The following is an 18473-nucleotide window of genomic DNA, read 5'->3' as shown; positions in this document are numbered from 1 at the left end:
TCCGAAGGGGCTACCGCCCCTTCGAAACCCCGCGCGGACGGGCTTTCAGCCCGTCCGGCGTTTGAGGACACCGGGCGAAGCCCGGTACAGCGGGGGTGCGAGGGGGCCGCAGGCCCCGCTCGGAAACGGTGAAATGGGGGCACCTCCCAGCGGTAGCTGGGGGAGGGACCGGGGCCCCAGCCGCCCGCAGGGCCACCGCCTACGGGTACGTGCCCGGTGTCAGGTACTGGTGCAGGTTGGGGATGTGCAGCGTCCCGCCGTACTGACCCGACTGACGGATCTTCACGTTCGTGAAGAAGATCGGGATCGGCAGCTTCACCCCGGGGATCAGCGGCGGCGGGCTCGACGGCGACTGCGTCGAGGGGATGAGCCCGAGCAGGTTGCCCTTGAGCTCCTCCGTGTACATCGTGATCCGCCCGCCGCCGACCGTCGAGGTCGTCCCGATCCCGGCCACGTGGTACTGCATGCCCTGGTTGTTGACGATCTGGTGCAGGTCCTTGATGTCGAGGGAGTCCGCGGTGAACTTCAGGACGGTCTTCTTCTCCCCGTTCACCATGGTGATCTGCTTGATGCCCTCGTAGGTCAGCCCGTGCAGGGTGAGCGTGCTCGCCTCCAGGTACCAGGGCTGGTTGGGGAAGGCGCGGTGCTCGTTCGCATCGACGACGGTGCCGGGCGGGCAGGGCGGCAGCGGCTTGTCCGGACCGGCGGAGGGCGTACCGGACGCCTCCGGCGAGGGTGTGGTCGCCCCGGGGGTCGGCGTCGGGGTCGGCGTCGCCTTGGCCGTGGCCGGCGCCTTGGCACCGGCGTCGGCCGAGGGCGTGACCGACGGCGACGGCGACGGTGACGCCGGCGGCTTGGCCACCGGTGCCGGCACGGACGGCGCGGACGGCGCAGCCGTCGGGCCCGTCGACGGCACGGGCTTGGCCGGCGCGGCCTTCCGTCCGGTCAGGATGCCGCCCAGCACGTCACCGAGCCCCAGCGGGTCCAGCGGGTTCTTCGCCGTGGACGGCGCGGACGGCGAGGACGAGGGCGACGGCGCCGGGGCGGGCGCGGTTCCGGACGCTGCCGGAGGGACCGGCGCCGGTTCGGCGTCGGGCTTGGCGCTCGGCGCCGGCGCCGGCTTCGCGCCCGCCCTCGGGGCGGCACCCGGGCTCCGGCTCGCCGCCGGGGCCGGCTCGGCCGTCCCGGACGGCTCCGGCTCCGGTGTCGGCTTCGCCGACGCCGACGCCGAGGGCGTCTCCGGCTCCGTCGGCGCCTTGTCCGGCGCCGTGACGCAGCCCGCCTCGCCGAAAGGATTCGCCGGGGCGACGGGCTTCGCCTGCGCCAGGGTCGGTGTGAGGCCGATGCCCATCAGGACCGCGCTCGGCATCGCCGCGAGCGCGATGGCCTTGCCGGCCGGCATGTGCAGCCGGGCCAGCAGCGGCTTTCTCGGTGCCGCGTGCCGGGGCCCCGACCCGGCGGGGTGCTCGGTGGGGCGCTCCTCGTCAGTCGCCACGCGGACCCCCGTCGGGCTGTGCCCCCGCCGCCGCCACGGGCTGCGGCTTCTTCGCCGGCACCCACGACACGCCCAGCCCGCCGCCGATCAGGGCCAGCAGGAATCCCAGCAGGAACGCCCCGAAGTTGGAGACGACCAGGGAGACCAGGGCCAGCAGGATCGCGGCGACCCCGGCGAAGACGCGCGACTGCGGCTGGAACCACATGGTCAGCCCGAGCACGATCAGGAGCACGCCGATGATCAGCGAACCGGCGCCGGCGGTGGTGGCCAGCCGGATGTGCAGGTCGCCGAGCGTCATGGTCTGGTACGGGATGTACATGATCGGGACCCCGGCCAGGATGCACAAGAGCCCGCCCCAGAAGGGGCGGTGGCCCCGCCAGTCCCAGAACGAACGGCGGGTGCGGCCGAGAGAGACGATCAGCCGTGGTCGCGTGTCGGCGCTCATGGATACAGCTCCTAGGACTGGCGAATCGGTGGTGCGAGGGGGGTCGTGCCGGCCAGGGCACGGGCACGGGAGTGCGCGCGTCCGCCCACCCGTACCCGTCCGGTTCCGGCGCGCGTCAGCTCTTCGGGCAGGCCGTGTCGCCCATGCTGACGTTCATCTTCAGGCCCGGCAGGGTGAAGGTGCCGGCGGACGTCGCCCACGCCTTCTGGTCGACGTTCTTGAACTCCACCGTCTTGGCCTGCTGGGCGAAGGAGCCCGGCACGTAGGCGCCGCGGCCGTTCTCGCCCGGCTTGGCCGGGCCGGGGCCCTTGGTGGTGGCGTCCACCGAGACGCCGATGTCGACCTCGTCGAACCGGGCGTCGGCCTGCAGGTCGCTGGCGTCGATGAAGAGCTTGGTGGCCGACACCTTGCCGTCGTCGTCCTTGGCGCCCGTGCCGGCCTTCAGCAACATGGACACCTTGCCGAACGGGGTGGGCACGGTGACCGCCTGGCACAGGCTGGTGATCTTGGCGGAGTCGAGCCCCACCACCGCCACCGGCTGCCCGCCCTTGCCGGTCTGGTCCATGGCTCCGTACTGGACGAATCCGGTGCCCTCCAGCCGTTCCGCGGTCACCTGGAACTGCTGGCCCGACACGCTGAACGACGCCGCCAGCGCACCCTGTGCGATCGCCACGCCTATCGCGGCCGACGCCGCGACGCTGGGCACCATGACGACCGCGAACCGGCGCCATCTGGTCCCACCGCGAGTTAGGGACTTCACGACTTTCCTCCTTCTCGGACGTACACCCCGGGCCGGCCTCGCAAAGACCCGCACCCGGAAGTGGGAGAAGAGCTACGTCCTCGGGAAGAAGAGCGCCGTGGCACGATGCGGCGCCAACCGCGCCCGACACACACCGGCGTTCACCCCCGAGCGACAACCACGTTGGCCACGCCTTCGCGCAACCGCCGGGACAGGCCCTGCCGTTGCGCGGCAGGGACCCCCCTGTCCCCATCGACCGCCGGGCACGTCCCGCCGGCCCGCCCGGTGGGGACCCATCCGCGGGGATGGACCGGGCTGGGGCGATCGTGGTCCATTCGGGCCCGGGGCACAAGGGGTTGATTACTCGCGAGTAACGGACGGATAACCACCGGGAGACCGGCCGGCATCGACCGAGGGCCGGAGCGTCTCGGAGCGTGCACGCGCATCGGGGGAGAAAAACAGAAGAACCCGGGCGAAAGCCCGGGTTCCTCCTACTCGCAGTAACAGACCGACCGTTTACCAAGTTTTGGCAAAGCGCGGCGACTGTGCCGCCTGGGGCACGCGGGGTGCCCCGCGGAACACCGGAACGAGGGGCATCAGAACAGCGCGCGCGAGAGCGCGGTGCGCGCCGCCGTCACCCGCGGGTCGTCCGGACCGATCACCTCGAACAGCTCCAGCAGCCGCACCCGGGCCGCCTCGCGGTCCTCGCCCGCCGTCCGCCGGATGGTGTCGATCAGCCGCCCGAAGGCGTCCTCGACGTGCCCGCCGACCAGGTCCAGGTCGGCCGCGGCGATCTGCGCCTGCACGTCGCCCGGGGCGTCGGCCGCCGCCTTGCGCACCTGCTGGGCGTCCACGCCCTGCACGCGCTGCAGCAGCTGCGCCTGGGCCAGGCCCAGCTTGGCCTCGGCGTTGGCCGGGTCGTCGGAGAGCACGTTCTCGTACGCCCGCACCGCACCGCCCAGGTCGCCCGCGTCCAGCGCGTCGTGGGCGGCGCTCAGGGCGCTGTCGTACGGGCCGGCGGGGGCCGCCGGCGCGGCGTGGGCCTCGCCCGCGTCCGCCCCCGGAGGGCCGCCGACGATGCCGAAGCGCTCCTCGGCGACCTGGACCAGCTGGTCCAGCACCGGGCGGATCTGCGAGTCGGGAAGGGCGCCCTGGAAGAGCGGCAGGGCCTGGCCGGCCACCACCGCGAAGACCGCCGGGACGGACTGGATGCCGAACTGCTGGGCGAGCAGCTGATTGGCCTCGACGTCGACCTTGGCCAGGACGAACCGGCCCGCGTACTCGGCGGCGAGCCGCTCCAGGACCGGCATCAGCTGCTTGCACGGCTGGCACCATTCGGCCCAGAACTGGATGACGACGGGCACCTCGGCGGAGCGCTGCAGGACCTCCTGCTCGAACCCTGCCTCGGTGGCGTCGAAGACGAGGGTGCCCGCACCGGCGGCCGGCGCACCGCCGCCCCGGCGCTCGGCCTCGGCACGCGCCTGCTCGGCCTTCTTCTTCGCCTCCCCGGCCGCCTTCACCGCGGCGAGGTCGACCACTCCACTCATGGACATGTTCCGTGGCTGCATGGGCCCATCCTCCCCCCTCGGCACGGTGAAGCGGAAAACGGTGAATCAGAAAGAAGCGGAAAAACGCCGGGGGCTGGGTTGACGCCGGGTCCCCACTCGGCGCCGTGGTTGTCGCTCCCTTACGCTACGAGCCGTAGCGTAACTGGACGGCCCGCGGCGGGGACCCCCGCCGCCGGTGATCTGCCTCACACCTCGCGGGGCGAGGTCCGGACCAGGAGGGCTACTGGACGGTAAGGTCCCGGTCATGAGCTCAGCCCCCTCCCCCGCGCCGCGCCGCGCCGGCGGCCGCACGGGCCGGCCGCGCAGCACGGAGGCCGACCGCGCGATCCTCGGCGCGACGCGCGAGGCGCTGGTCGAGCTCGGCTGGGGAAAGCTGACCATGGGCGACGTCGCGGCCCGCGCCGGAGTCGCCAAGACCACCCTCTACCGCCGCTGGGCGGGCAAGAACGAGCTGGTCGTGGACGCGGTGGCGGCGCTGTTCGACGAGCACCTGGAGCTGCCCGACCGCGGCTGCCTGCTGGCCGACATCGAAGGCGTGGTGCTGCAGTTCGCGGCCCTGCTGGAGCGGCCGGAGACCAAGACCGCCCTGATGGCCGTGGTGGCCGAGTCCACGCGCGACAACGCGCTGCGCGAGCGGATCCGCTCCGCCATCGTCGACCGGCAGAAGGCGCTGGTGCTCCTCGGCCGCGAGCGCGCCCAGGCCCGCGGGGAGCTGCCCCTGGAGCCCGACCCGGCCGGGGCGGCCCGCACCGCCGACCTGATCTTCGACGTCATCGCGGGCGCCGTCGTCCACCGCACGCTCGTCAGCGCCGAACCCGTGGACGCCGAATGGGCCCGCGGCTTCGCCGCCCTCCTGGTGGGCGGCCTCGCGGCAGCAGCCGGCGGCGCCTGATCCCGTACGCCCGCCGCCTCCCGCGGTTGGCCGGAAGTCGCCGGGGGACGCAGGACGCCCCCTGGCGCCGGGGCGCTGCAGGGGGCGTCGGTCAGGGCGTACGGCGGCGTACGGCGGCGTACGGCTCAGAAGCCGGCGGGCTCGGTGTACGTGCCCCACTCCTCGCGCAGGACGCCGCAGATCTCGCCGAGGGTGGCCTCGGCCCGGACCGCCTCCAGCATCGGCTCGATCATGTTGGAGCCGTCTCGGGCGGCGGCGAGCATGGCCTCCAGGGCCGAGCGCACCCGGGCGTCGTCCCGGTGGGCCTTGCGGTCGGCCAGCACGCGCACCTGCTCGCGCTCGACCTCGTGGCTCACGCGCAGGATCTCCAGGTCGCCGGTGACCGATCCGTGGTGGCAGTTGACGCCGACGACGCGCTTGGCGCCCTTCTCCAGGGCCTGCTGGTAGCGGAAGGCGCTCTCGGCGATCTCGCCGGTGAACCAGCCGTCCTCGATGCCGCGCAGGATGCCGGAGGTGATGGGGCCGATGGGGTGCCGGCCGTCGGGGTGGGCGCGCAGGCCGCGCTCCTTGATCTGGTCGAAGATCTTCTCGGCGTCGGCCTCGATGCGGTCGGTGAGCTGCTCGACGTACCAGGAGCCGCCCAGCGGGTCGGCGACATTGGTGACGCCGGTCTCCTCCATCAGCACCTGCTGGGTGCGCAGGGCGATCTCGGCGGCCTGCTCGCTGGGCAGGGCCAGGGTCTCGTCGAGGGCGTTGGTGTGCAGGGAGTTCGTGCCGCCGAGGACCGCGGCGAGGGCCTCCACGGCGGTGCGCACCACGTTGTTGTACGGCTGCTGGGCGGTGAGGGAGACGCCGGCGGTCTGGGTGTGGAAGCGCAGCCACTGGGCCTTGTCCGTCTTCGCGCCGTACACCTCCTTCATCCAGCGCGCCCAGATCCGGCGGGCGGCGCGGAACTTGGCGATCTCCTCGAAGAAGTCGACGTGGGCGTCGAAGAAGAAGGACAGGCCGGGCGCGAAGGCGTCGACGTCCAGGCCGCGGGAGAGCCCCAGCTCGACGTAGCCGAAGCCGTCGGCGAGGGTGTACGCCAGCTCCTGCGCGGCCGTGGCCCCCGCCTCGCGGATGTGGTAGCCGGAGACGGACAGCGGCTTGTAGGCGGGGATGTGGCGCGTGCAGTGCTCCATCAGGTCGCCGATCAGGCGCAGGTGGGGCTCGGGCTGGAAGAGCCACTCCTTCTGCGCGATGTACTCCTTGAAGATGTCCGTCTGCAGCGTGCCGTTGAGGACGGAGGTGTCGACGCCCTGGCGCTCGGCTGCGACGAGGTACATGCAGAAGGCCGGGACGGCCGGGCCGCTGATCGTCATGGAGGTGGTGACGTCGCCGAGCGGGATGTCCTTGAAGAGGACCTCCATGTCGGCGGCGGAGTCGATCGCCACCCCGCAGTGGCCGACCTCGCCGAGCGAGCGCGGGTCGTCGGAGTCGCGCCCCATGAGGGTGGGCATGTCGAAGGCCACGGACAGCCCGCCGCCGCCGTTGCCCAGGATCATCTTGTAGCGCTCGTTGGTCTGCTCGGCGTTGCCGAAGCCGGCGAACTGCCGGATGGTCCAGGTGCGGCCGCGGTAGCCGGCGGCGTACAGGCCGCGGGTGAACGGGTACTCCCCCGGCCAGCCGATCCGCTCGAAGCCCTCGTAGGTGTCGCCGGGGCGCGGGCCGTAGACGGGCTCGACCTCGGCGCCGGAGAGGGTGGTGAAGTCCGCGTCGCGCGTGCGCGCGGCGTCGAACCGCGCCTGCCAGCGGCTGCGCCCGGCCTCGATGGCTGCTGCGTCCATGGTCGTCTCGTCCGCCTCTCGTGCCCTGCCCCAACCAGATTTACTAGGACGTCCTACTAAATTCTCGCGCACGAACGCCCCGGAGACAAGGGTCGTCGTCCGGGGCGTTGCGGGCGGGCGTCAGGCGCGGGCGGGGTCGGCGGCCTCCGCGGCCACCAGCGGCTCCAGGTCGCGCGTCGCCTTGCGCTCGACGAAGAAGGCGGCCAGCGGGATCGTGCCCGCGACCAGCGTCCACACCAGCCGGCCGAACGACCACTTGGCCTTCGAGGCCATGTCGAAGGCGAAGACCAGATACACGACGAAGAGCCAGCCGTGGGCGATGGCGATCACGCGGACCGGACCCGAGACGTCCATGTCCAGCCCGTATTTGGCGATCATGCCGATCGTCAGGAGGACCAGCAGCACACCGGTGACGTAGGCCATCACGCGGTAGCGGGTCAGCACGCTTTGTTTCATGCCCACGAGCGTAACGGTGCGATCCGGGGCGATCTTCGCCGCCCTACTCCTCCGGCTCGGTGAAATCCCCCGCCGCCACCCGCAGGGGCCGCAGCATCTCGAAGATCCGCCCGCACTCCTCCGCGTCGTACGCGCTCAGGCCGAAGTCCATCGCCATCAGGTCGCGCGTGGCCGACTCCACGACCTCGCGGCCCTTGTCCGTGATGCTGGCCAGCGTGCCGCGGCCGTCGTTGGGGTTCGGGCGCTTGGCCACCAGCCCCTGCGCGACCAGCCGGTCGACGGTGTTGGTCACCGACGTCGGGTGCACCATCAGCCGCTCGCCGATCTTCGACATCGGCAGCTCGCCCGCCTTGGAGAACGTCAGCAGCACCAGCGCCTCGTAGCGCGCGAACGTCAGCCCGTACGGCTTGACGACCGCGTCCACCTGACCCAGCAGGATCTGATGGGCGCGCATGACCGACGTGATCGCCCCCATGGACGGCACCGAACCCCACCGCTGCTTCCACAGCTCGTCGGCGCGGGCGATGGGATCGAAGGGGAGGCTGAGCGGCTTCGGCACGCTCCGAGCCTACCCGGCGCCCCCCTGACGACCGGGGTCGTCTCGGAATTCGGGACTACTGCCCGGAGGCTTCCGCCGCCTCCCTGACGAGCACCACCGCCGCCTTCAGGCTCAGCCCCGGCTCCGCCTTGCGCAGCGCCCGCACCGCGTGCACCTCGTGCGTGCGCGGGTCGACGCCGGCGGCGCCGAGGATGCCGCGCGTCCACTCCGCGCGCACCTCCCGCTCCGGCCGCGCCGCATGCCGCGCCACCAGCCCGGCGGCCCGCTCCAGCCCCGGCCGCTCCTCGGGCCCCGCGGCGGCCAGCGCCGCCTCGATGGCCTCGGCGACGGCCTGCGAGTCGCGCAGGACGATGACGCCGGGATCGAAGTTCTTCCGCCCGCTACCGAACACGCTCGGACCGCCTCCCTGAACACCTGATCAGCGAGATCGTACGACCTCCCGCACCACGAGCCCCACGACCAGGGTCCCCACCGCCCGGGCCCTTCAGGGCCAGGTGCGCTCGATCCGGTCGGCCCGCACCGCATACGCAGCGGGCCCTCCCGCGCCGATCACCCGGTGGATCGCCTCGCGGCGCGCGTGCAGCCGTTCCACCATTTCCAGGCTGCGCAATTGCTGGTTGTCGAGGTAGAAGAGCACCGCCGAGTGGTCCTTCACCGGCTGGATCTCGCGATCCCGCGTCTTGATGCGGCCGTCCTTCGACAGGGGAACCCAGCCTTGGGCGAGCCCGTGCAGGATCCAGTCCTCGTCCGGAATGTCCTGCGCATCGCCCGGGAACACGTCGCCGATACGGTGGACCAACCAGCCGCGGGCCCGTAATTCTTCGGCGACCCGGCGGCCGAGGTTGCGGTCGAGGAAGAACTCAGGCGGCAAGGCGCACCACAGCGCGGCAGAGCGCCTCCACCTGCTCCGGATCCATCTCGTACTCGTAGGCGATGTCCTCGACCGTCTCCCCCGCCTCCCAGAGGTCGGTCAGCGCTTTCACCGGCACCCGGTTGGCCGCGATCACGGGCAGGCCGTGGCCGAACCTCGGGTCGATGACGACGGGGACGGAGTCCGGGTACTGCCGCAGCTGGAGGCTCGTGGGGAAGTCGTCGTCCGCCCCCCACGACAAGTACCGCAAGTACTTGGCGACGACCTCGTGAATGGGGGCTTGTCCGTCCCTGGCCCGCCGGAGGTCTCCGAGGCCGTGCTCGACGAAGATGTCCACGCCGTCCGTCGCGATCCGTCTGGACACCAGGCCGTACGGAGTGTCGAACGCGGCCCGCACCGCCGCGGCCGCCTCGCGGATCTCGCTCATGCGCAGGCCCAGGTCGCGCAGCGAGCGCAGCACGTACGCCTCGGCCACGGCGACGAAGGGGACCGAGGGCTGCCCGTGCCGCACGGGCTCGACCCGGTGCACGAGCGGGGCCCCGGCCGCCCTGCCCCTGAGCCAGCTGTGCAGCGTGGACCGGGGAATCTGCAGGTAGGAGGAGGTCTCGGAGGGAGTGAGGAGCCCCTCTGCGAACCGGTCGGTCAAAGCCCTCGCCTCCCTCGCCCTGTGAAGCACCGCATCTTTCCACACAGGCTGCCATCCCCGGCGTCGGCGCACACGCCGTTTCGAGCGCCTCGTCACTCCCCGGGCGGGCCTCAGGCCCGCGCCTCCTCCCGCACCGGGCGCAGGCCCGGCCCGGGGGCCGTGGCGGGGGTGTACGCGGCGGTGAAGGAGCCGCGGTAGCCGAAGAGGAAGCCGAAGCGGCGGTTGGTGACGCGGACCTCGATGCGGAAGCGGTCGGCGGCGTCGTCGTACGTCTCGCGCACGAGCGCGTCGCCGGCGAGGAGGGCGGGGACGCGGGTGTCCAGCGGGCCCTCGCGGAAGCGGTGCTCGCCGGAGCGGATGATCAGGGCGCCCGTGGGGTCGGCCGAGAAGTGGAGGTCGGTGGCGAGGTGCTGGTGCGTGCCGAGGTAGTCGACGACGCAGCCGCGGCCGGGGCTGTGGATCATCGTCGCGTCGAAGCGCCGTGGCCCGTCCGGGAAGCGGAAGGTGCGCACGAAGGTGACCGTCTCGCGGCCGTGGGAGTCGCGGTAGGGGACGTTCTCGATGGTGAAGGGGATCTTCCGGCCGGCGCGCGGCAGGAGGATGTTACGGCTCGCGCCCAGGGCGAGGAAGGGGCGTACCCAGCCGCGGCCGTGCAGGACCTCGTCCATCACACCGTGCCCGACGCAGGCCTCGCCGCTGTCGAGGCCGACCGAGAAGCGCTGCCGGATGCAGGGGTGGAGCCGCTCGAAGTCGGCGCCCATGGCGCGCTGGAAGATCGAGGTCATGAGCGGGCACTCCCTTTTGAGCGATCGGTTTAATCAGTCGCTCAAATTCAAAACCTCCTTGGGTAGTTGGGGCGAGAAATGACGCGGGATCATGGCAACGTACGAATAAATCCGGCCTGTTTCGATCCCGGTCGGTGCGGTCCGAAAACGCGACACGCCACCGCGCGGCCGTGCACACTCGCCCCAACGAAGCGAACGGGCAAGGGGGGCACCGTGGTGGAGGAGATGGGTGTGGGCCGTCCACAGTCACAGTCCGACCATGGCCGCCAGGAAGGCGGCGTCCATCTCCAGCCTCCCGCCCGCCGGCGCGCCGCGCCGGCCCGAGGCCAAATCCCACCGGCCCCGGGCGGAACGCAGGCTTCTGCCGCAAGCCGCGGCCGGCTCGGGCCTGTCCGGCGGATCTTCGCCACGCGGCACCACGGCGCCCCGTAGGGGCGCGGGGAACTGCGCGATCGGCCACCGACGGCCCGCAGTCGACACGCCACCGGCGGGGGCCGGGGCAAGCACGGCACTTCGTCTGCAGGCCGTCCGTGGCTTGTCGCGCCCACGCGGCGGCAGCCGCAGATCGACACTGCCCCGCGCCCCTTCGGGGCGCCCCCTTACGGGGCGCCGAGGTGGCGCTCGACCGTCTCGACCTTGGCCGTCAGGCCGTCCGTGACGCCGGGGCGGATGTCGGCCTTGAGGACGAGGGAGACGCGGCCGCAGCGGGCCTCGACGGCGGCCACGGCGCGCTTGACGACGTCCATGACCTCGTCCCAGTCGCCCTCCAGGGACGTGAACATCGCGTCCGTACGGTTCGGCAGGCCGGAGGCGCGCACGACGCGCACCGCTTCGGCGACGTACTCGCCGACGTCCTCGCCGGCCCCGATCGGGGTGACGGAGAAGGCGACGATCATGCGTTGACCACGCCTTCCTTGCGGGCGCGGGCGGCGATCACGCTGGCCTCGGCCTCGCGGCGCAGCATGCGGTCGGCGAAGAAGCCGCCGGTCGGCAGGACGGAGAGGACGAAGTAGAGGGCGCCGGTCTTCAGGGGCCACTTGGTCTTGTTCCAGGCGTCGGCCAGGAAGAGGACGTAGAGGATGAAGAGGACGCCGTGGATCGCGCCCATCGCGGGCACGGCGTTGAAGTCCGTGGTCCGCTTCAGGAGGGAGCAGACGAGCAGGAGGAGGAAGGAAACGGCCTCCGGGGCGGAGACCAGGCGGAGCCGGCGCAGGGCGGAGGCTGTCTTGAGGTCCACGGGGCACACCTTCGGTCGCGTGGCGGAGCGGTCACAGCTTGTGACAGCATTCACAAGCTTCCCCATTGTTGCAGGCCCACCGGCGATCACGGCATTCGGGGCCGTTCCAGGGCCTAGGGGCGCCTAGGGGCCTGTTCGCGGGGTATGTCCTGCCGCTAGCGTCTGCAGGCGTGGCTCAGTTTCGGCTCCACGGGAGCAAGGTCCTCGCCGTCGACATGAACGGCGACGCGGTCAAGGCCAAGAACGGGTCGATGGTCGCGTACGAGGGCGAGATGACGTTCAAGAAGATGACCGGCGGCGGCGACGGCCTGCGCGGCATGGTCACCCGCCGGCTCACCGGCGAACAGATGGAAGTCATGGAGGTGAAGGGGCACGGCACCTGCTACTTCGCCGACCGCGCGAGCGAGATCAACCTCGTGACGCTGCGCGGCGAGACGCTGTACGTCGAGGCGAGCAACCTCCTGTGCACGGACTCCTCGCTGCGCACCGGCACCACCTTCACCGGGCTGCGCGGCGCCTCCCAGGGCAACGGCCTGTTCACGACGACCGTCGAGGGCTCGGGCCAGGCCGCGATCCTCTCCGACGGCACCGCGATCGTGCTGCGCGTCACCCCGCAGATGCCGCTGCAGGTCGACCCGGGCGCGTACATCGCGCACACCGGCCGGCTGCGCCAGCACTTCCAGTCGGGGGTGAACTTCCGCACCTTCATCGGCGAGGGTTCGGGCGAGGCGTTCCAGATCCGCTTCGAGGGCGAGGGGCTCGTCTACGTGCAGCCGAGCGAGCGCAACACGATCGGGGGGCAGCTGTAATGCCGTTCCGGCTCCTGAACTCGCGCATGGTCGAGGCCAGCGTCGTCCCCGGGCAGCGGCTGTTCAGCCAGCGCGGGGCCATGCTCGCCTACAAGGGCGAGGTGTCCTTCACCCCCAGCATCACCGGCGGCGCGGGCGGGGTCATGGGGATGATCGGCCGCCGCATCGCGAACGAGGCCACGCCCCTGATGACGGTCGAGGGCAACGGCACGGTGATGTTCGGCCACGGCGGTCACCACGTGCACGTCATCGACCTCACCGGTGACACGCTCTACGTCGAGGCCGACCGTCTGCTGGCCTTCGACGGCACGCTGCAGCAGGGGACGATGTTCATGGGTTCCCAGGGCGGCGTGATGGGCATGGTGCGCGGCCAGGTCACCGGGCAGGGCCTGTTCACCACCACCCTCAAGGGGCACGGCGCGGTCGCCGTGATGGCCCACGGCGGCTTCATCGAGCTGCCGATCGGCCCGCAGCGGCCGGTCGTCGTCGACCCGCAGGCGTACGTCGCCCACCGCGGCGACGTGCGCAACAAGCTCACCACCGCCCTCGGCTGGCGCGAAGTCGTCGGCCGCGGCAGCGGCGAGGCGTTCCGGCTGGAGCTGTCCGGCACCGGCACCGTCTACGTCCAGGCGTCGGAGGAGAAGCTGTGATGAACGGTCCCGTCGTCCACGACGCCACCACCCTCCCGGTCAACGACAACGTCAACCCGTACGCCTTCTGCGTCGACCTCAAGGGGCAGTGGTTCCTGCAGAAGGGCAAGATGATCGCCTACTACGGGCGCATCGACTTCCACGGCATCGGCCACGGCCCCCTCGACCGGCTGATCGCCGGCAGCTTCCACTCCCCGCTGCACGCCGCGGACTGGGTGGTCGCCGAGGGCCAGGGCAGGATGCTGCTGGCCGACCGCGGCTTCGACGTCAACTCCTACGACCTGGAGGACGGCAACCTCACCGTCCGCTCCGGCAATCTGCTCGCCTTCGAACCGTCGCTGTCGCTGAAGCAGTCCATCATCCCGGGCTTCCTGACGCTGATCGGCACGGGGAAGTTCGTCGCGGCCTCCAACGGGCCGGTCGTCTTCGCCGAGCCGCCCATCCGCGTCGACCCGCAGGCGCTGGTGGGCTGGGCCGACTGCCCGTCCCCCTGCCACCACTACGACCACCAGTACTTGCGGGGGGTCATGGGCGGGGTGCGCCGGCTGACGGGGCTGGGGGGCGCGTCGGGCGAGGAGCACCAGTTCGAGTTCGTGGGCGCGGGCACGGTGCTGCTGCAGTCCACCGAGCAGCTGATGGAGGAGATCGCCACCGGGGACGGGCCGCCGGAGCAGGCCGGCGTGCCGCACGCAAGCCCCGGGAATCAGCCAATGACACCCCGATTGCCGGGCCAGCTCGGGGACCTCCAGCGCCGCTTCGGGCTGTGAGCGGTACCCTGCGGAGTGTGACGGGTCGAACGCATGACCTTTAATGTTAGTTAATCTTTCAACTTCCTTTAGGTAGAATCCATCTATGGACACCGAGAACGGCACCCGCTGGCTCACCGACGAGGAGCAGGCCGCCTGGCGTGCCCACCTGGAGGTGAGCCGGCTGCTGATGCACCAGCTCGAACGCGATCTGCAGCCCTTCGGCCTCACCAACAACGACTACGAGATCCTGGTCAACCTGTCGGAGTCGAAAGACCACCGGATGCGGATGAGCGACCTCGCGACCGCGACCCTGCAGTCCAAGAGCCGCCTCTCCCACCAGATCACCCGCATGGAGAACGCGGGCCTGGTCCGCCGCGTCAACTGCGAGTCCGACCGGCGCGGCCTGTTCGCCGTCCTGACCGACCTCGGCTGGGAGACGATGCGCAAGGTGGCGCCCCACCACGTCGCCTCCGTGCGCGAGCACTTCATCGACCTGATGACACCGGAGGAACTGAAGGCACTCCACACCTCCCTGCTGCCGGTGGCCACCCACCTGCGCACCACGCGCAGCAAGTGACCTCCGGCCCTCGCCCGCGCCGCACACCCCCGTTGTGCGGCGCGGGCGAGGTGCTTTTCAGCGACGGCCCAGGCGCAGGAGCACCCGCACGTACGGACTCCGGCGCGCCGGCCGGGCGACCGTACCCGTGAGCGCCCGCTCGGCGCGGTCCAGGCTCTCCTCGACGCACGCGTCGTGCAGCCACCGCCAGAACAGGGGCCAGGTCAGCCGGGCCGACCCGCGGGCCCCCTTGGCGAGGGTGTGCCGCAGCCGCGTCCGGCCGTCCGCACCGCTCAGCACGGCGAACTCGTGGAAACCGTCGAAACCGCGCGGCCCCTCGAAGGCGAACCGCACCCAGACGGACGGCACGTAAGCGGCCACGCTGTAGCGCACCGGACCGTGCCCGCCCCGGGCTCCCACCCCCAGCGGCCGGTCCAGCCGCATCGGCGGCCAGGGCGCGCCCGGCCAGAGCCGGTCGTTCCCGCTCGCGAGACCGTCGATGAGCGCCCCGACCTCGGCCGGCTCCGCGGCCAGTGAACGCTCGTGCACGTTGTAGACGCCACCCATGACGTTGACTGCCTCCCTGTTTTAGAGACATCTCTCCAATAATTCTGGAGAGTACTCTCCAATTCATGCCGAGACCACCCCGCTTCGACACGGACCAGCTCCTGGACGCCGCCGTACACCTTGCGGCCACCTCAGGACCGGCGGCGGTGACCATGTCGGCAGTGGCCAAGACCGTGGGCGCACCGAGCGGCTCCGTCTACCACCGCTTCCCCAGCCGCACGGTGCTGCTGGCCGAGGTGTGGCTGCGCACGGTCGAACGCTTCCAGCACGGCTACGTTCGCGCACTGGACGAATCACCGGCCGCAGCGGCCCGCCACGTGGTCGCATGGAGCCGCACCCACCCCCAGGAGGCCACCGTCCTGCTGTACGGCCCCCACGACTTCGGCCGCACCGACTGGCCCCCGGAGTACGCACGCCGCGCGGACGACGGCAACGCCCGCATCCGCGCGGCACTGACGGCCCTGACCGGCAACGACCCCGCCGCCTTCGACCGCGCCTTCCTCGCCCTGATCGACCTCCCCCTGGCCGTGGTCCGCCGCCACCTGCGCGCGGGCGAACCGCTTCCGCCGCACGCGGAGGCGTTGGCGGAGGAGTCGGCGGCGGCGCTGCTGGCAGGCGGGGAGTCCTGACCCGGGGGGTCGGCAGCCTGCGGCTACGGCCGCGCTCCACGGCCGGGCGGCCGACGGGATTTTGAGGCGAGAACGGCCCTTCGCCCCGGGCCTGCCATACGGTCCGTGACACCGGAACACAACGACCGAAGGGGCGAACAGACCATGCGCGAGCAACCCGTCGAGCCGCCGGCTCCGTTCAAGCCGGACATCCTCCGCGACCTGGCCGCCGTCCTGGGACGCACGCCCGAAGCGCTGGCGATCGAATGGGCAGCCGGCTCCCTCGTCATCCCCACCGCGACCATCGGCGAGACCCTGGGCGAGGACGGCTGGGGCCTGTTCGACGGTCCGTCCTGACAGCGGAAACCTCCCGTTTTTTCACCCGGAGGTGAGAACCTCCGGCCGCTTGCGGCGCGTGGGTGTCTTGCCCGCCGTACGGTCCGTTGCTACGGACATGAGTGCGGAGGGAAGGGGCGGGGCCGTGACGAGTGAGACCTCTCAGCCACCGATGGCCTGGCGGCTGTGCGGCAACCAAGTGAAGCTCTGGCGCACGGAGGCCGGCATCAGCCGCGAGCAGCTGGCGCAGGAGGCGGGATACGGCTGCGAGACGGTGAGCTCGATGGAGCAGGGGCGCCGGCGCCCGACCCAGCGGCTGCTGGAAGTGGCGGACGAAATGTGCGGAGCACGGGGGAAGTTGCGGGCGGCGCTGGCCTACCTGCAGCCGGAGCGGTTCGTCCCCCGTGTGCGGGAGTACATGGCGGCCGAGGCCGAGGCGACGGCCGTGCAGTGGTACGAGACGGTGACCATTCCGGGCTTGCTGCAGACCGAGGCGTACGCGCGGACGTTGATGAGTCGACACTGCCCGCCGGTGGCGGACGACGTGGTCGAGGAACGAGTGGCCACACGGCTGGAGCGCCAGGAGCTGCTGAAAAAGCAGACGGTCCTCTTCAACTTCGTCGTCTACGAAGCCGCCTTGCGCACAGGGATCGGCGGGACCGAGGTGATGCGAGAGCAGCTGTACCACTTGCTGGAGTCAACGAAGGCCCGCCATGTGTCCTTGCAGGTGCTCCCTGCACACCAGGTCGTGTACGCCGGCCTCGGAGGCCCGTTCATCCTCCTGGAGAACAACGCACTCGAGCGCTACGCCTTCGAAGAAGGACAAGCAACCGGCGCCCTGCACTCGACGCCGGAAACGATCAGCATTCTCACCAAGCGCCATGCCATGATCCGCATGCACGCTCTCAACCCCGACGAGTCAGCACGGCTCATTGCGCGAGTGGCGGAGGAACTATGAGCACTCACGAGGCGTGGTTCAAGTCGAGCCGCAGTGGCGGCGAAGGTACTGCCTGCGTCGAAGTCGCCCTGTCCTGGGTGAAGTCCAGTCACAGCGGCAGCGAAGGCACCGCCTGCGTCGAAGTCGCCACCACCCCCCGCACCGTTCACGTCCGTGACTCCAAAAGGCGCGGCGGTCCGCAGCTCTCCATACCCGCCGCCGCCTGGGCGGCGTTCCTCAGTGCCCAGGCGGGCGCCTGGGCGGCAGCGCCCCGTAGGGGCGCGGGGAACTGCGCGATCGGCCACTGACGGCCCGCATTCGACGAGCCACCCCCGGGACCCGGGCACAGCACGGCACTCCCTCTGCGGGCGCGTCGTGGCTTGTCGCGCCCGCGCGGCGGAGCCGCAGATCGACAAGGCCCCGCGCCCCTACGGGGGCCCCAGCGCATGCTCTAGGCGGACGTGTCGCCTGTCCAGGCCAAAACCTCCGCGGCACCCCGGCGCACCGCTTCTTCCGGGTGGTGGGCGAGCCGGCGACAGATCGCCGCGAGGTCCGGCGCTCCGGCCGGTCCGGCGAGCGCGTCCTGCACGCCTGTCTGCATCCACTCGGCCTGGCTGTCGTCGGCCTTGGCTACCGCAAGAGCGATGAGCCTTACGGCAGCCGCGGTGCCCGCCCGGGCCAGTGCCTCCGCCGTCTGCCGGGTCACCGCCGTGTCCTCGGCGTCCAGCAGCAGCCCGGTCAATGCTTCCGCAGCCTCTGGGACGTCGGCGAAGGGAGCCAGGTCGTGCCCGGCCCGAGCGCGTTGCGACCATGAAGGGGACGACGCCGCGGCCAGGGCCGTCTCCATCCCGCTCCGGGCGATCCGGCGCGCTTCCGCCAGGACGTCCGCGTCCACCTGTGCCGCCGTCCTGTCGCCGTAGCCGAGAACGTCGTACTCGTCGTCGTACGCCGCCAGGCGCGCGGTCAGATCCAGTTCGTGGCCGAAGAGCTGGTGGATCTGGAAGGCGAGTTGCCGCGGGGACATCGCCCCGGTCAGGGTGCGGGTGGCCAGCGCGCGGGCGGCGGCTTCCTTTCCCGCCTGGCTGCCTCGGGGGAAGAACGTCAGGCCCAGCTCGTCGAGCGTCGCGGGGAGGAGTTCCGCGACCTCGTAGTCGGCCTCGGTGGTCGTGCAGGCGGCCAGCATGCGCAGGGTGGGGCTGTCCAGCCCGGCCAGGAGGGCGTCGCAGGCGGCGTCGACGACGTGGGCGGCGCGGAGTGCGCCGAGGCTCCACAGGGCGGCGAGGTTCTCCAGGTCGCGGGAGGCTGATGCGGGGGACGGCATCCGTCCATCTTCCCGCCGTGCCCCCGGGCGGCTCGCCCGGGGGCACGGCGCGCGCTGTTCAGTGGGTGTACAGCCACCAGTAGTAGCGGTAGTGCTCGTTGTCGTATTCGCGCTTGCACTTGTACTCGTGCCAGTCGCCGTGGTTCTGGCCCTTCTTGCCCGCCTCCACGCAGGTGTTCTCGTCGTCGTAGTGGCCGCGCTTGGTCCAGCCGTCGGCCGGGGAAGCGCTGGCGCTGGTGCTTGCGCTCGGGGACTCATCCGACGGTGCCGCTACGGCCGCCCCCGCCGTGGCGGTCAGGAGCACCGCGGTGGCCGCCGCCACCGCCGGTGCCAGGCGGAAGGTCCGCGTTTTCATGGGGGGGTTCCCTCTCTCTTGGCATCTGCCTGCCCTGATGGTGGGAGCGGAATCGCGGCGGCGGAA

Annotated in this window: 25 protein-coding genes; 9 read left to right on the top strand and 16 right to left on the bottom strand. The window is 71.5% G+C overall.

The genetic code is table 11. The annotated features are described in order from the left end of the window. Positions 1-199: 199 nt before the first annotated feature. The 4 genes from ABD361_RS22930 to ABD361_RS22915 all read right to left on the bottom strand — a co-directional run bounded on the left by ABD361_RS22930 (position 200) and on the right by ABD361_RS22915 (position 4247). Positions 200-1495: a hypothetical protein gene (locus ABD361_RS22930; protein WP_344437386.1), complete on the bottom strand. Its 1296-nt coding sequence runs from the start codon at positions 1493-1495 to the stop codon at positions 200-202. After that, a complete protein-coding gene (locus tag ABD361_RS22925) occupies positions 1485-1940 on the bottom strand; it encodes a DUF6114 domain-containing protein (RefSeq protein ID WP_365969757.1) in 456 nt (151 codons plus the stop codon). The genes ABD361_RS22930 and ABD361_RS22925 overlap by 11 nt, the downstream gene beginning before the upstream one ends. 115 nt (positions 1941-2055) lie before the next feature. After that, positions 2056-2700, bottom strand: coding sequence for a DUF6230 family protein (locus ABD361_RS22920; RefSeq protein WP_344437385.1), 645 nt, complete (start codon positions 2698-2700; stop codon positions 2056-2058). A 575-nt stretch (positions 2701-3275) separates the two neighbouring features. Beyond that, complete coding sequence (locus ABD361_RS22915) at positions 3276-4247, bottom strand: tetratricopeptide repeat protein (RefSeq protein WP_344437384.1); 972 nt, start codon at positions 4245-4247, stop codon at positions 3276-3278. A gap of 244 nt (positions 4248-4491) precedes the next feature. On the opposite strand from ABD361_RS22915, the gene ABD361_RS22910 reads away from it, so the two are divergent. Next, positions 4492-5139, top strand: coding sequence for a TetR/AcrR family transcriptional regulator (locus ABD361_RS22910; RefSeq protein WP_344437383.1), 648 nt, complete (start codon positions 4492-4494; stop codon positions 5137-5139). 125 nt (positions 5140-5264) lie between these two features. Here the strand turns inward: ABD361_RS22910 and icmA are convergent, their stop codons facing one another. The 9 genes from icmA to ABD361_RS22865 all read right to left on the bottom strand — a co-directional run bounded on the left by icmA (position 5265) and on the right by ABD361_RS22865 (position 11519). Further along, the gene (icmA, locus tag ABD361_RS22905) at positions 5265-6965 is read right to left on the bottom strand and encodes a coenzyme B12-dependent isobutyryl-CoA mutase large subunit (protein ID WP_344437382.1); all 1701 of its coding nucleotides are present in this window, start codon (positions 6963-6965) and stop codon (positions 5265-5267) included. Positions 6966-7085: 120 nt separating this feature from the next. After that, a complete protein-coding gene (locus ABD361_RS22900; RefSeq protein ID WP_344437381.1) occupies positions 7086-7421 on the bottom strand; it encodes a DUF3817 domain-containing protein in 336 nt (111 codons plus the stop codon). Positions 7422-7464: 43 nt separating this feature from the next. Continuing rightward, positions 7465-7980, bottom strand: coding sequence for a MarR family winged helix-turn-helix transcriptional regulator (locus ABD361_RS22895; RefSeq protein ID WP_344437380.1), 516 nt, complete (start codon positions 7978-7980; stop codon positions 7465-7467). A gap of 55 nt (positions 7981-8035) precedes the next feature. Beyond that, positions 8036-8371, bottom strand: a complete 336-nt coding sequence (locus tag ABD361_RS22890) for a hypothetical protein (protein WP_344437379.1) — start codon at positions 8369-8371, stop codon at positions 8036-8038. 93 nt (positions 8372-8464) lie between these two features. Next, complete coding sequence (locus ABD361_RS22885; protein WP_344437378.1) at positions 8465-8851, bottom strand: PIN-like domain-containing protein; 387 nt, start codon at positions 8849-8851, stop codon at positions 8465-8467. Next, positions 8841-9497: a DUF433 domain-containing protein gene (locus ABD361_RS22880; RefSeq protein WP_344437377.1), complete on the bottom strand. Its 657-nt coding sequence runs from the start codon at positions 9495-9497 to the stop codon at positions 8841-8843. The genes ABD361_RS22885 and ABD361_RS22880 overlap by 11 nt, the downstream gene beginning before the upstream one ends. A 110-nt stretch (positions 9498-9607) precedes the next feature. After that, positions 9608-10282 carry a DUF4166 domain-containing protein gene (locus ABD361_RS22875; RefSeq protein WP_344437376.1) on the bottom strand — a complete coding sequence of 225 codons (675 nt, stop codon included), beginning with the start codon at positions 10280-10282 and terminating at the stop codon, positions 9608-9610. A 599-nt stretch (positions 10283-10881) separates the two neighbouring features. Next, positions 10882-11178 carry an MTH1187 family thiamine-binding protein gene (locus ABD361_RS22870; protein WP_344437375.1) on the bottom strand — a complete coding sequence of 99 codons (297 nt, stop codon included), beginning with the start codon at positions 11176-11178 and terminating at the stop codon, positions 10882-10884. Beyond that, a complete protein-coding gene (locus ABD361_RS22865; RefSeq protein ID WP_344437374.1) occupies positions 11175-11519 on the bottom strand; it encodes a DUF3817 domain-containing protein in 345 nt (114 codons plus the stop codon). Before ABD361_RS22865 ends, ABD361_RS22870 begins: the two co-directional genes overlap by 4 nt. A gap of 170 nt (positions 11520-11689) precedes the next feature. Here ABD361_RS22865 and ABD361_RS22860 point away from each other — a divergent pair, with 170 nt between their 5' ends. From ABD361_RS22860 to ABD361_RS22845, 4 genes are all read left to right on the top strand, one after another. Further along, complete coding sequence (locus ABD361_RS22860; protein ID WP_344437373.1) at positions 11690-12328, top strand: AIM24 family protein; 639 nt, start codon at positions 11690-11692, stop codon at positions 12326-12328. Continuing rightward, positions 12328-12978: an AIM24 family protein gene (locus ABD361_RS22855; RefSeq protein ID WP_344437372.1), complete on the top strand. Its 651-nt coding sequence runs from the start codon at positions 12328-12330 to the stop codon at positions 12976-12978. Before ABD361_RS22860 ends, ABD361_RS22855 begins: the two co-directional genes overlap by 1 nt. Further along, a complete protein-coding gene (locus ABD361_RS22850; protein WP_344437371.1) occupies positions 12978-13745 on the top strand; it encodes an AIM24 family protein in 768 nt (255 codons plus the stop codon). Before ABD361_RS22855 ends, ABD361_RS22850 begins: the two co-directional genes overlap by 1 nt. Positions 13746-13830: 85 nt before the next feature. Further along, positions 13831-14304, top strand: coding sequence for a MarR family winged helix-turn-helix transcriptional regulator (locus tag ABD361_RS22845; RefSeq protein WP_344437370.1), 474 nt, complete (start codon positions 13831-13833; stop codon positions 14302-14304). 57 nt (positions 14305-14361) lie between these two features. On the opposite strand, the gene ABD361_RS22840 is transcribed toward ABD361_RS22845, so the two are convergent. Continuing rightward, entirely contained in the window at positions 14362-14850 is a 489-nt protein-coding gene (locus ABD361_RS22840) for an SRPBCC family protein (protein WP_344437369.1), read from the bottom strand. A 65-nt stretch (positions 14851-14915) separates the two neighbouring features. Here ABD361_RS22840 and ABD361_RS22835 point away from each other — a divergent pair, with 65 nt between their 5' ends. The 4 genes from ABD361_RS22835 (at position 14916) to ABD361_RS22820 (ending at position 17039) form a co-directional block, all read left to right on the top strand. Beyond that, positions 14916-15479: a TetR/AcrR family transcriptional regulator gene (locus ABD361_RS22835; protein WP_344437368.1), complete on the top strand. Its 564-nt coding sequence runs from the start codon at positions 14916-14918 to the stop codon at positions 15477-15479. Positions 15480-15623: 144 nt separating this feature from the next. Further along, positions 15624-15815, top strand: coding sequence for a hypothetical protein (locus ABD361_RS22830; protein WP_344437367.1), 192 nt, complete (start codon positions 15624-15626; stop codon positions 15813-15815). A 124-nt stretch (positions 15816-15939) separates the two neighbouring features. Next, positions 15940-16752: a helix-turn-helix domain-containing protein gene (locus ABD361_RS22825; protein ID WP_344437366.1), complete on the top strand. Its 813-nt coding sequence runs from the start codon at positions 15940-15942 to the stop codon at positions 16750-16752. Continuing rightward, positions 16749-17039: a DUF397 domain-containing protein gene (locus ABD361_RS22820; protein ID WP_344437364.1), complete on the top strand. Its 291-nt coding sequence runs from the start codon at positions 16749-16751 to the stop codon at positions 17037-17039. Before ABD361_RS22825 ends, ABD361_RS22820 begins: the two co-directional genes overlap by 4 nt. Before the next feature lie 143 nt (positions 17040-17182). Here the strand turns inward: ABD361_RS22820 and ABD361_RS22815 are convergent, their stop codons facing one another. Both ABD361_RS22815 and ABD361_RS22810 read right to left on the bottom strand, forming a co-directional pair. After that, positions 17183-18052, bottom strand: a complete 870-nt coding sequence (locus ABD361_RS22815; protein ID WP_344437362.1) for a hypothetical protein — start codon at positions 18050-18052, stop codon at positions 17183-17185. A 58-nt stretch (positions 18053-18110) separates the two neighbouring features. Continuing rightward, positions 18111-18407 carry a hypothetical protein gene (locus ABD361_RS22810; RefSeq protein ID WP_344437361.1) on the bottom strand — a complete coding sequence of 99 codons (297 nt, stop codon included), beginning with the start codon at positions 18405-18407 and terminating at the stop codon, positions 18111-18113. Positions 18408-18473 lie beyond the last annotated feature (66 nt).

Source organism: Streptomyces luteosporeus (assembly GCF_039532865.1).
Taxonomy (GTDB): domain Bacteria; phylum Actinomycetota; class Actinomycetes; order Streptomycetales; family Streptomycetaceae; genus Streptomyces; species Streptomyces luteosporeus.
The sequence above is the reverse complement of the archived record's forward strand: the minus strand, read 5'-3'. Positions and strand labels throughout refer to the sequence as shown.